Origin of the sequence: Micromonospora sp. CPCC 205558, assembly GCF_036902955.1 — a bacterium.
Taxonomy (GTDB): Bacteria; Actinomycetota; Actinomycetes; order Mycobacteriales; family Micromonosporaceae; genus Micromonospora.
In genome coordinates this window covers 284,395-296,272 of record NZ_JBAKHR010000002.1, presented here as the reverse complement: position 1 = coordinate 296,272, position 11,878 = coordinate 284,395, and the positions used below count along the sequence as shown (strand labels likewise).

The window sequence follows — 11,878 nt, the reverse complement described above, 5'->3', positions numbered from 1 at the left end:
GGCACTTTTCTTTTTCGCCCCCGCCTGCGTCCAGAACGGGGTCGGGGGACGAAGAGCTGGTGAGATGACATCGATCAGGGAAGTGGGGCGGGGACTGTGGCAGCTACAGTCGGGCATGCCCCATCGAAGGCGAGCCGCCCGATGACGGCGCTCCGAGCGGAACCGGACCCTCCGGTGGGCGACCTCGACCGCAGGTTCCGCGCCGGCGATGACGTGGCGCTCCGCGAGGCGTACGACCGCTACGGTCGTGCCGTGCTCCACCTGGCCACGTCCATGCTGGCGAACCGCAGCGACGCCGAGGACGTCACCCAGGCGACGTTCGTCGCAGCCTGGCTGGGTCGCGACACGTTCGACCCGGCCAAGGGGTCGCTGATCGGTTGGCTTCTCGGCATCGGCCGGTGGCTTCTCGGCATCGGCCGGCGGAAGGTCATCGACAGGATGCGCGCGTCGGCGCGGGAGACCCGGGTGGTGGAGACGGTCCGACAGCTGCCCGAGCCGGCGCAGACCGGCCCGGACCCGGATCGCGTGGTGGACCGGTTGGTGATCGCCGACGAGTTGGCCCGTCTACCGGACGACCAGCGACGGATGCTGGAGTTGGCCTTCTACGACGACCTGACACACCAGCAGATAGCCACGGTGACCGGCGTGCCGTTGGGCACCGTGAAGAGTCACATCCGACGCGGCATGGCGAGCTTGAAACGCAGATGGGAGGTGGACGGTGCAGCACCTGGAGCACGACCGGCTGGTATTTCTGGCGCTCGGTGAGAGCGAGGCGGACAACGGGGAGCGCACCCACCTCGGCACCTGCGCGAACTGCCGTACGGAGCTGGCGACCCTTGAGCGGGTGGCGGGGCTCGGCGCCGAGACGCAGAGCCTCAACGCCCTGCCCGATCCGCCGGAGCACCTCTGGCAGGGCATCGAAGCCCAGGTCAGAGCCGCGGAAGCCGGGCCGTCGCCGACCGAGACCCGTCGGGTGCCCGCGCAGGCCAGCACCGTGCCGGCCGAGCAGGCCCCGGGCGCGGCGACCGGGCCGACGGTCACCCGACTGGACCCGGCGCGGCGGTCCCGCCGGGGTCGCGGCTGGTCTCGTTGGGCCGCCACCGCGGTGACCGCGGCTGCCGCCGCGGCGGTCGGCGTGCTGGGCACCGTCTCGGTGCTCCGACCGGACGACCGGACGCCCACCCCGACACCGGCGGTGGTGGCGAGCGCGCCGCTGGCGGCGTACGGGGCGACTCCTCCGGCGGCCACGGGTGACGCCCGGGTTCTCCAGGACGGCCAACTACATCTGCATGTGGCGAATCTCCCGAGCGTCCCGGGGTACTACGAGGTCTGGCTCATCGATCCGACGACGATGGAGATGTTCTCGGTCGGCACCCTGGGGGGCGGCCCGGACGCCCTGCTGCCTCTGCCCCCGAATGTCGACCTCAAGCGCTACTCGGTTGTCGACGTCTCCGCCGAGCGGTACGACAACAACACCCGCCACTCCGGCGACAGCCTGTTGAGGGGCACTCTGACGGGCTGATCGGCGGGCCGGATCAGCTCCCCGGCTCGCCGATCAGCTCCCCACACGGCGGTGGCCGCCCGTTCTCACGGGCGGCCACTGCTGTTGTTGCTCGGTTACTTGCGCTTGCGGATCTCCTCGGCGGCCTGCGGGACGACCTTGAACAGGTCGCCCACCACCCCGAAGTCGGCCAGCTCGAAGATCGGCGCCTCGCCGTCCTTGTTGACGGCGACGATGGTCTTCGAGGTCTGCATGCCGGCCCGGTGCTGGATGGCACCGGAGATGCCGAGGGCGACGTAGAGCTGCGGGGAGACCGTCTTGCCGGTCTGGCCCACCTGGAACTGGTGCGGGTAGAAGCCGGAGTCGACGGCCGCCCGGGACGCGCCGACCGCGCCGCCCAGCAGGTCGGCCAACTCCTCGACCAGCTTGAAGTTGTCGGCGTTGCCGACCCCCCGGCCGCCGGAGACGACCACACCGGCCTCGGTCAGCTCGGGGCGGGAGCCCTTCTGCTCGGCGACCCGCTCGACGACCTTGGCCAGCTTGTCGGTGTCGGTGACCGACACGGTGAGCTGCTCGATCGCCGGGGTGGCCGCCGCCGGGCTCGGGGTGACCGAGTTGGGCCGGACGGTGACCAGGGGCAGGCCCTTGGTGACCTTGGACTTGACGATGGCGGAGCCCGCGAAGGCGATCTGCGTCGCGGTGCCGTCGGCATCCAGGCCGACCACGTCGGTCAGGATGCCGTTGTCGAGCTTGACGGCGAGCCGGGCGGCGATCTCCTTGCCCTCCTGGGCCGACGCCAGCAGCACAGCGGCCGGCTGCACGCGCTTGACCAACTCGGCCAGCACTGTCGCCTTGGGGGCCACCAGGTAACCGTCGATCTCGTCACCCTCGGCGGCGTAGATCTTTTCCGCGCCGTACTCGCCCAACTTGCCGCTCAGCGCCTCGGCGGCGCCGGTGCCGCCGAGCACCACGGCGCTCGGGGTGCCCAGCTCACGCGCGAGGGTGAGCATTTCCAGGGTGACCTTCTTGACGCCGAATTCCTTGGTGGCTTCGACGACGACGAGAACCTCGGACATGTCAGTGCCCCCCTCTCACACGAACTTCTCGGTGGCGAGGAACTCGACCAGCTTGACGCCGCCCTCGCCCTCATCATTGATCTTGGCGCCGCCGGAGCGCGGGGGGCGCTTGGTGTGTTCGACGACGGCGCTGGTGGCACCGTCGAAGCCCACCTCGTCCGCCGCGACGCCGAGGTCGGTCAGCGAGAGCGTCTGCACCGGCTTCTTCTTCGCGGCCATGATCCCCTTGAAGGAGGGGTAGCGCGGCTCGTTGATCGTGTCCCAGACGGAGACCACGGCCGGGGTGGAGGCGGTGACCACCTCGTAGCCCTCCTCGGTCTGCCGCTCGACGGTCAGCGTCGCGCCGTCGACGGTGAGCTTGCGGGCACCGGTCAGCGCCGCGACACCCAGCCGCTCGGCGATCATGTGCGGCATGACCTGGACCCGGCCGTCGGTGGACTCGGCACCGCAGATGACCAGGTCGGCGCCGAGCTGACCGAGCGCGGCGGCGAGCACCTTCGAGGTGGCGACGGCGCACGAGCCGTGCAGGGCGTCGTCCAGCACGTGCACGGCCTTGTCCGGGCCCATGGAGAGCGCCTTGCGGATCGACTCGGTCGCCCGGTCCGGACCCATGGTCAGGATGGTGACCTCGCCACCGTGCGCCTCCTTGATCTTCAGCGCCTCCTCGATGGCGTACTCGTCCATCTCGTTGATCACGTTGTTCGCCGAACCGCGGTCGACGGTGTTGTCGTCATTGCGCAGGTTGCGGTCCGCGCCCGAATCAGGCACCTGCTTGACGAGTACGACGATGTTCATCGCGCTTCGACGACCCTCCTGTGTGGTGGTGCGATTCGCTCGCCCGGTCTGGGGCGCAGCGTCGCGCGTCGGCCGACGCCAGGTCAACCGAGGGCGGTTGTGCAGTTGCCCACGGCGCAATGTTACCTGCCAGTAGGTTGCGGCCTCGCAGCACTCAGGGTGACACAGCTCACCGGCGAGCCGGCGATCAGGCCGGCTCGGTCAACGCGACCCGAATCTGGTCGATGGCCGCCGCCTCGCCGGGCGCCACCCCGTCGTGCGCCCGGGCCACCTGGTCCGCCGCGGCCAACACCAGATCGCGGTACGCGTCCACCTCCTGCGGGGACTTCTCGCGCAGGATCCGCACCGCCCGACCCAGCGCCGGCAGCACCACCGACTCGATCTCCAGCTGCGAATCCCGAGGAAGTCGGGGCAGCGGTCCGGTGGTCAGCGCCTCCTTGACCGTGCCACTGGCATCGGCCAGCGCGCCGGACGCGGCGATGCTCTCCCGGATCACTCCCAGGACTCCCGGGTCGGCGTTGGAGACCAGGAAGACAGCGCCGAAGGCACCGGTCTTGAGGGTCAGCCGCTCCTCGTCCGTCAACCGCTGCTCCATGATCACGGAGTGTAGACGTACGGGGTGGTGGTGGTGACCGGGACGAGGCCGAGCCGCTGGAGGATGGGCCGGCTGTCCTCGGAACAGTCGACCTGCATCAGCGTCCGGCCCCGCTGTTCGGCCAGCCGCGCCCGGTAGTTGACCAGCGCCCGGTAGATGCCCTTGCGCCGCCACTGCGGCAGGGTCGAGCCACCCCACAGCGTGGCGAAGCCGGTGTTCGCCGGGAACCGCACCCAGCCGGCGCTCACCACCGTTTCGTCCGCCTCAGCCACCACCACGGTAATCGAGTTCGGGTCGGCGTCGATCTCCTTGGCCAGCCCCCACACCAGGTGCGAGCGGTCCGCCTGCCAGACCTCCTCCTCCATCGCGGCGATCCGCTCCAGATCCTCCCGGGCGGTCACCTCACGCAGGCGTACCCCCTCGGAGGCGACCGGCAGCGCGGCGGCCAGCGGCGCGACCGGGCCGACCACGACGGTCTCCCGGTCCTCCGGCACGAAGCCGGCGGCGCGCAGGCGGTCCGCCAGGTCCGCCGGTTCGTCGTGTTCGTTGAGTTTCCACTCCGCCGACTCGCCCCGCTCACGGCACAACCGCACCTGCCGGGCGATCAGCTCGTCCAGCGCGTCACCGGTCAACCCGCCCAGATCGCGGTAGGTGATGAAGCCACCGGCGTCGAGCCCCGAGATCCGAACCAACGGCCCGTCCCGCTCCACCGTCACCCCCGCCGGGAGCGGGTCGGGGATCTCCGGGCGGAGCTGGTTGTCGTAGGCGTCGCGCAGGGTCATCACGTCGAGATCAGTCACCGGCTCAGGTTAGGCGGGAGGGGAAGCGAATAATCGGCACCGTGTGGAAGACGATCAGGCGGTGGTTCGACCCGGCGGAGCTGCGCTCGGTCGGTGAACCGCCGGACTACCGCTTCTCCCTGGCCAACGAACGCACCTTCCTCGCCTGGCTTCGCACCGGGTTGGCGTTGGTCGGCGGCGGGTTGGCCGCCGCCCAGTTCCTGCCACCCCTGCCGATGAGCCACCTACGGGAGGTGATCGCGGTGGCGTTGCTGCTGCTCGGGGCGGCGGTCGCGATCCGCGCGGTGGACCACTGGGCGCGTACCGAGCGGGCCATCCGGCTCGGTCAGGAGCTGCCCGCGTCCCGGTTCCCCGCCATCCTGGCGCTCGCCGTCGGCGTCGGCGCGTTGCTGCTGGTGGTCGCCGTCCTGATGCGGGCGGTCGGCGGACGGTGAGCACCGGACGCGACCCCGGGCTGCAAGCGGAGCGGACCCGGCTGGCCTGGCGGCGCACCCTGCTCACGGTGACCGTGGTGACCGTGCTCGCCGTCCGGCTGGCCTCGACGGGCGACCCGACCGACGCGCTGATCGCCGGCGGGACCGTGCTGGTGTGGGGCGCCCTGCTGGTGCTCTGCTGGCCCCGCGGCACCGGCACCGGTCCGGCCCGCACCGGCGGCCGCACGCTGCCCCTGGTCACGGTGGGCACTGTGGTGCTCGCGTTACTGGGAGTGCTGCTGGTGTCGCGCGGACTGTGGTGACGGGATTCGGTGCGCCATGATGGGTGCATGGCCCGGCTTGGCGTACTCCTCTTCCTGGTGCAGATCGTCCTCGCGGTCTGCGCGCTGATCAGCTGTCTCTCCGCCGAGGAGGGCCAGATCCGCGCCCTGCCCCGGATCGCCTGGGTGCTGATCATCTTGTTCTTCCCGCTGGTCGGCTCGATCGCCTGGTTCGTCGCCGGCCGGGTGACCGACCCCGGCGCCCGCAAGGGCTGGCCGGGCGGCGCCGGCGGCGCGGAGCGGCAGCGCCCCCGGCCGGTGGCCCCCGACGACGATCCGGAGTTCCTGCGCTCCGTGCAGGAACGCGCCCAGCAGCAGGACCAGGAGCTCTTCCGCCGCTGGGAGGAAGACCTGCGGCGGCGCGAGGACGACCTGCGCCGCCGCGACGGTGAGCCGCCGCGTGAGGGTGACCGACCGGAGGTGTGACCGCGACGCCGCCGCCGGCGCAGAGGCGACGGCGGCGGCGGGTGCGACTCAGGCCAGGTTCGACGACCGGGGGTACGCGTCAGTCGGGTCGGTGAGCACGTTCACCAGGTACGGCACTCCGGAGTCGAACGCCCGCTGGAGCGCCGGGCCCAGGTCGGCTGCCTTGGCGACCGTCTCCCCCGCTCCCCCGAGCGCGCTGACCACCGTGTCGTAGCGCAGCTCCGGCTGGAGGTCGGCGGCCACGTCGTAGCCGTACATGGCCCGCATCGGGTGCTTCTCCAACCCCCAGATGCCGTTGTTGCCGACGACGATCACCACCGGCAGCTTCTGGCGGACCAGCGACTCGACGTCCATCAGCGAGAAGCCGGCCGCACCGTCGCCCATCAGCACGCAGATCTGCCGGTCCGGGTGACTGACCCGGGCCCCCATCGCGTAACCCATGCCGGTGCCCAGGCAGCCGTACGGGCCCGGGTCCAGCCAGGTGCCGGGCTGGGCCGGCTCCAGGTACCGCCCGGCGTACGACACGAAGTCACCGCCGTCGCCGATGGTGATCGCGTCCGGGGCCAGCACCCGACGCAGCTCGCCGTAGATCCGGGCCGGGCGGATCGGGTCGGTCTCGGCGGCCATCTCGGCGGCGTCCCGAGCCTTCGCCGCGTCCTCGGCGACGCGCAGGTCGGCGATCCAGTCGGAGTGATCAGCCCGGTCACCGGAGTGGTCGGCCAGCGCGGAGAGGATCAGGCGCAGGTCGCCGGCGGGGGCGGCGGCCGGCTGCACGTGCGTCGCCCGCTGGCTGGGGGCGTCGACGATGTGCACCACCTTGGCGTCACCGAAGTCACCGAAGCTGAGCCGGAAGTCCAGCGGGGTGCCCACCACCACGACCACGTCGGCGCCGGAGAGCGCGGCCCGGCGGGCCTTGGCGAACGCGAGCGGGTGTTCCGGCGGGAGCGAGCCGCGACCCATGCCGTTGGTGAAGACCGGCACCTGCAACGCCTCGGCCGCCTCGCGCAGGGCGGCGACGGCGTCGCCCGCGTACACGTCGGAGCCGGCGATGATGACCGGCCGCTGCGCCCCCGCGATGAGCAGCGCGGCGCGGCCGACCTCCTCCGGGTCCGGCGCGATCGGGTCGACACCCGTCACGCTGGGCAGTTCGGCCTCGGCGACCGAGAAGACCGTCTCCAGCGGAAAGTCGAGGAAGGCCGGGCCGCGGTGCGGGGTGAGCGCGGCGTGCAGCGCCGCACCGACCGCACGCGGGATGTCGTCGGTGCTGAACACCGTCTCGGCGTGCTTGGTGACCGGGGCGACCAGCGGCAGGTGGTCCATCTCCTGCAGGCTGCCCGACCCCCAGCGGAACGCGGGCGCGCGGCCACCGAGCACCAGCACCGGCGAGGCGTTGAAGAACGCGCTGGTCATGCCGGAGATGCCGTTGGTGACGCCGGGTCCGGCGGTGAGCACGGCGAGGCCGGGGCGGCGCTGGAGCTTAGCCACCGCCTCGGCGGCGAAGACCGCGGACTGCTCGTGCCGGACGTCGTAGATCGGGAACTCGGTCTTGTACGCGGCGTCGTAGAGCGGGAAGACGTGCCCACCGGACAGCGTGAACATCTCCCGTACGCCGTGCGCGCGTAGTGCCGCGAGCGCCAACTCGCCGCCGTGACCCTCGATCCGCTCCGTCATGTCGCTCCCATCGTCCGTGGCCGGGATCACAGGTTACCGGCCAGTCACCTATCGCCCCGACCGTGGCCCCGGCTGGCGGAAGCCGTCCAGCTCAGCGCCACCGAAACGGCCGCGCCCGCCTGGTGGGGTCCTCCACCAGGCGGGCGCGGTCGGTCAGCGCTGAGGTGTCAGCGCGTCTTCAGCACCACCGCCACCGGCTCGGTCCGGTACGGGGTGTCGGTCTCGAACGCCAGCCGCGCCGCGTACTCGCCGTTTCCGGCGATGGCGGGGACGGCTGCCGACACCCGGACCGTGACGGTCCGACCCGCCGGGATGGTCAGCTCGGTCTTGTTCGCCGAGAGCCACGACACGTCGGTGCCTCGGATGCAGGAATCGCCACCGGGCAGCCGGTACACGGATGTGGAGAGGTCGCCCTCAATGTCCAGACCGCCGACCTGGAACGTGCCGCAGGCCGCGCCGCCCCGCGCCCCGGCGTGGGGCAGGTCCGGCAGCCTCGACCAGAGCCCGGTCGCCGGGTCGAACTCGCGCACCTGAGCCGAGCTGGCGCTCCCGTAGATGCCGCCCATGATCCGTAGCTTGCCGTTGACGCTCGCGGCCGTCATGCCGTAGCCCGACACCGGCAGGCTGGTCACCGGCACCCAGGTGTTCGACTCAGGGAAGTAGCGGTACGCCGCCGCAATCGCGTCCCGCAGGGCCGGCAGGTAGCCACCCGCGCAGATCAGCCCGTCGCCGGTCGCACCGCAGGCATGGAAGGCCGCCGCCTGCGGGTAGTCGGCCAGCGGGGTCCACCGGTCGACGTCGGGGTCGTAGCGGTACACCCGCTTCGAGGGCGGGTTGCACCCGTCATCACCGCAGCCGGCGACCACGTACAGCTTGCCGTTGAGCGACACCGCCGCGCCGTTGTACGCCCCCTTGGGCAGATCCGCCCGGCGTGACCAGCGGTTGGTCATCGGATCGTAGGCGAACGTGGTGGTGGCCATCTCACCCAACGAGCCCAGGCCGCCGGCCACGTACAGCTTGCCGTCGACGAAGCCACCCACCGCGGCGGTGCGCGGCTCGGGCAGGTCGGCGATCCGCTTCCAGGCCCGGGCCTGCGGATCGAAGACCCACCCCTCCCGCAGGGTGTACTCGTAGCTGGAGCCGCCCACCGAATACACGGTGCCGTCGTTGTCGGCGACCACGTTGTCGGCCGCCGGCATCGGCAGGTCAGGCATGCTCACCCACGCGCTGCCGTCCGCCACCTGCTGCGACGGCGACTGGGCCGAACGCGCGGCGACGAGCTTCTCGTCGCTGGTGTAACCGCGGTCCTGCTCGACCAGCCGGACCGTCATCGGCCGCTCACCGTCGTTGGTGAGCCGGACCTCGTGGGTGGCGGAACGACCCGGTTTGACGGAGAACGACAGCTCCGACTCGTCGACGGTCAGCCGTCCGCTCTTCAGCAGCCAGTCCCGTTGCACGACCCGGTCGGCCCTGACCTTCAACTTCCCCGTGGCGTCGGCGTACCGCAGACCGGTCACGGTCATCGGCACCTGACCGTCGCCCGCCGCGAACAGCCAGTAGAAGCCGTCGTCGAGGGCCGAGTCGTCGGGAGTGTCCACACTGGTGGCCTTCGCCGCCAGGTCGGCGCCGGCCGAGACCGTGGCACCGGTGAGCGCCCCACCCGTGTTGTCGTCCCGGATCTGTCCGGCGATGATCCCGCCCGGCACGGCGGCACACGTCCGCTTACCGACGAAGGCGTTGTCCAGCTGCCACCAGTAGGAGTAACGGCCCTCGTAGCGGAACCGCGCCTGCACACCGGACTTCCCCGCCGCCTGCGGGACCGGGATCTCCAGGTGCCCGCGTACCGGAACGTCCGGGAAGCGGTACGCCTCCTTCCAACTCGCCCCGTTGTCCAGGCTGAACTCCACGAACCCCTTCTGCACGCCGTAGTTGGAAGAGCCGAAGTCGGTGTCGAAACCGATCACCGGGTTGGTGATGCCGCGCAGGTCCATCGACGACGTGACCAGAGCCGAGTTGATGTCGCCCAACTGCACCCAGGTGTTGACGGAGGCGAACTCGCCCGTGCCGCCGGTCAGGTTGCCCTGCTTCCCGAGGTCGTCGAAGCGCCAGGTCTGGCCCGCTCCGGACTCGTCGGTGACCCGCCAGCCGTCCTTCGGCCCACCGGCCCAGCCGGTGAAGTCGGTGCTGACACCCTGGTAGTTCCAGGCGTACCCGGGCGCCGCGCAGGTCGAGGCGTCGATCGCGAGCTTCACGTTCTTCCGGATGTCGCTCGCCCCACCGTTCGACTCGGGGCCGACGGTGGCGGACACCGTGCTCGTCACGTACCCGGGCATGTCGACCGGGGACACGTGCAGGGTGTAGGAGCCGACCGGCAGCTCGACGTCGTACCGACCGGTGTACGGGTCGGTGAAGACCGCGCCGCCCGGGTAGCCGTCGATGGAGACCTTCGAGTAGATCGGCCAGCCATGCCCGGAGGCGTCGGTGACGACACCGGTGACCCGCCGGGTCTCGACCGCGGTCATCGTGAGGTTCCGGGTCACGTTCGTTCCGGCGGCGACGGTGACCCTGGCCGGCTTCGGTGCCTGGTAGCCAAACTCGCTGGCCACCACGTCGTACGTGCCCGCCGGGGCGAACAGGCGGTAGTGGCCCTGCTCGTCGGTCACCGCGTCGTAGGTCGCGCCGTTCGAGTCCGTGGCGGTGACGGGGACGCCGGCGAGCGGGCCCTCCGGCTTGCCGTACGAGTTCTTGCCGCTGCGCACCGTTCCGCTGACCTCCCCGGCCACGCCGAGGGTGAGCGCGGAGACCCCGTTGGGGCTACCCAGACCGGTGGGCCCGTCCCAGCCGGGACCGGCGTTGCACCGCAGGTCGCCGCAGTAACCGTTGGAGCCCTGGGTGATGTCGAAGAGACCGGCGGCGTTCTCCTTACGGTAGGGGTAGGTCACCGGGTACGTGCCGGGCACCGGGTCGCCGGCCAGCGCGTACATCGCCGCGACCAGCGGGGCGGCCAGTGACGTTCCGCCCCACTGCGCCCAGCCGTCCTGGCCGAGGGTGTTGTAGACGGCCAGGCCGGACTCCGGCGCGGCAGTGGCGGAGATGTCGGCGCTGGCACGCTTGTCACCGCAGCGCGTGTCGATGCCGGCCTGGTATGCGGGCTTCGCCTCGTAGAGGGAACAGCCGCTGCCCGCCGCCGTCCACGCGGTCTCCGACCAGCCGCGGGGGGATGAGGGGTCGCGGGTCAGCTGGGTGCCGCCGACCGACACCACGTTCGGGTGGGTGGCCGGGTAGCTCTGCACGTTGCCGATGTCACCGCTGGCGACCGTGATCACGACGCCCGGGTGGTCGTAGTGGGCCTGGAAGTAGCCCTGGTAGTACTTCTCGCCGGGAACGCCGTACGAGTTGGAGATGGCGACCGCGCCGAGTCGGGCCGCGGTGTCGACGGCGCGGCCGAGGTTCTCCCCACCGTTGTCGTCGGCCTGCACGAGGAGGATGTCGCACTTCGGGCAGGCCGACGAGACGGCATCCAGGTCCAGAGCGGCCTCGATCGACCAACCCTCGTCCTCGACCGGGTAGTTCGTCCCGCCGTACTGGTCGACCTTCCGGAAGCAGCCGTTCGCGGTGGTGCAGGGCGGCAGCCCGTAGTGGGCGCGGAACACCGCGAGGTCGGCTTCGGCGGCGGCGTACCCGAAGGCGCCGACGATGGCGACGGTCTGTCCGGCGCCGCCCGAGGGCAGCTTGTAGGCGGACTTGATGTCGTCCGGCCCCAGGGCGCCTGCCGGCGGGGACGTGGTCTTCTGGCTGCGCTGGCTGTCCTGGCTGGAGAGTCCGACGGCGAAGCAGCGGGCCCACGGGCCGTCCTGGCCGGCCTCGGCGGCGGTGGCGGTGTTGCAACCCGCCGGCGTGTACCGCAGCGCCGCCCAGTCAGCGGAGGGGGACGGCGCGGGCGTCGGGGCCGCTTGCGCCCGGGTGCCGGGCAGCGCGGTGGCGAGCAGCGACAGCGTCACTGCCACGACCAGCCCACGGAGACGACCCTTGTGGGCCCGCCTCCGCTGTAAGGGCTCAACCATCCAGTTACTCCTTAACAGAAGATTCATGGACACGGCTCGCCGTTGAGGCCGCGAACGCACCACCCGCCAGGCCGGGCGTGATCCCTGACACGAAACCGGCGTACGTCGAGGCGTGATCTTGGCATGGGCGCGAAAGCACGGACAATGATCCGGGACATTCATGTTCCGGACAGCTGGCCGGTTTCCGACGGAGGCT

General features: G+C 71.3%; 11 protein-coding genes. 5 read left to right on the top strand and 6 right to left on the bottom strand.

Translation table 11 applies throughout. The features are described 5' to 3' along the window. Nucleotides 1-141 precede the first annotated feature (141 nt). Nucleotides 142-765 carry an RNA polymerase sigma factor gene (locus tag V6U86_RS03790; protein ID WP_334498425.1) on the top strand — a complete coding sequence of 208 codons (624 nt, stop codon included), beginning with the start codon at nucleotides 142-144 and terminating at the stop codon, nucleotides 763-765. Continuing rightward, on the top strand, nucleotides 719-1,522 hold the full coding sequence (locus V6U86_RS03785) for an anti-sigma factor (protein ID WP_334498423.1): 804 nt from the start codon (nucleotides 719-721) through the stop codon (nucleotides 1,520-1,522). Before V6U86_RS03790 ends, V6U86_RS03785 begins: the two co-directional genes overlap by 47 nt. A gap of 95 nt (nucleotides 1,523-1,617) precedes the next feature. Here V6U86_RS03785 and V6U86_RS03780 read toward each other — a convergent pair whose 3' ends face one another. The 4 genes from V6U86_RS03780 to V6U86_RS03765 all read right to left on the bottom strand — a co-directional run bounded on the left by V6U86_RS03780 (nucleotide 1,618) and on the right by V6U86_RS03765 (nucleotide 4,767). Continuing rightward, a complete protein-coding gene (locus V6U86_RS03780; protein ID WP_334498421.1) occupies nucleotides 1,618-2,577 on the bottom strand; it encodes an electron transfer flavoprotein subunit alpha/FixB family protein in 960 nt (319 codons plus the stop codon). Nucleotides 2,578-2,592: 15 nt separating this feature from the next. Beyond that, nucleotides 2,593-3,372, bottom strand: coding sequence for an electron transfer flavoprotein subunit beta/FixA family protein (locus tag V6U86_RS03775; protein ID WP_334498419.1), 780 nt, complete (start codon nucleotides 3,370-3,372; stop codon nucleotides 2,593-2,595). Nucleotides 3,373-3,559: 187 nt separating this feature from the next. Further along, nucleotides 3,560-3,973: a hypothetical protein gene (locus tag V6U86_RS03770; protein ID WP_334498417.1), complete on the bottom strand. Its 414-nt coding sequence runs from the start codon at nucleotides 3,971-3,973 to the stop codon at nucleotides 3,560-3,562. Next, a complete protein-coding gene (locus V6U86_RS03765) occupies nucleotides 3,970-4,767 on the bottom strand; it encodes a GNAT family N-acetyltransferase (protein ID WP_334498415.1) in 798 nt (265 codons plus the stop codon). Before V6U86_RS03765 ends, V6U86_RS03770 begins: the two co-directional genes overlap by 4 nt. 41 nt (nucleotides 4,768-4,808) lie before the next feature. Between V6U86_RS03765 and V6U86_RS03760 the strand changes: the two genes are divergently transcribed. From V6U86_RS03760 to V6U86_RS03750, 3 genes are read left to right on the top strand one after another with little or no spacing between them, the layout of a single operon-like run. After that, nucleotides 4,809-5,201, top strand: coding sequence for a YidH family protein (locus V6U86_RS03760; RefSeq protein WP_334498413.1), 393 nt, complete (start codon nucleotides 4,809-4,811; stop codon nucleotides 5,199-5,201). Then, entirely contained in the window at nucleotides 5,198-5,503 is a 306-nt protein-coding gene (locus tag V6U86_RS03755) for a DUF202 domain-containing protein (protein ID WP_334498412.1), read from the top strand. Before V6U86_RS03760 ends, V6U86_RS03755 begins: the two co-directional genes overlap by 4 nt. 27 nt (nucleotides 5,504-5,530) lie before the next feature. Next, nucleotides 5,531-5,947: a PLD nuclease N-terminal domain-containing protein gene (locus V6U86_RS03750; protein WP_334498410.1), complete on the top strand. Its 417-nt coding sequence runs from the start codon at nucleotides 5,531-5,533 to the stop codon at nucleotides 5,945-5,947. A gap of 48 nt (nucleotides 5,948-5,995) precedes the next feature. On the opposite strand, the gene V6U86_RS03745 is transcribed toward V6U86_RS03750, so the two are convergent. Both V6U86_RS03745 and V6U86_RS03740 read right to left on the bottom strand, forming a co-directional pair. Beyond that, nucleotides 5,996-7,618 (bottom strand): acetolactate synthase, encoded by a 1,623-nt coding sequence (locus V6U86_RS03745; protein WP_334498407.1) that lies wholly within the window; start codon nucleotides 7,616-7,618, stop codon nucleotides 5,996-5,998. A 167-nt stretch (nucleotides 7,619-7,785) separates the two neighbouring features. Further along, nucleotides 7,786-11,682 carry a kelch repeat-containing protein gene (locus tag V6U86_RS03740; protein ID WP_334498405.1) on the bottom strand — a complete coding sequence of 1,299 codons (3,897 nt, stop codon included), beginning with the start codon at nucleotides 11,680-11,682 and terminating at the stop codon, nucleotides 7,786-7,788. Nucleotides 11,683-11,878 lie beyond the last annotated feature (196 nt).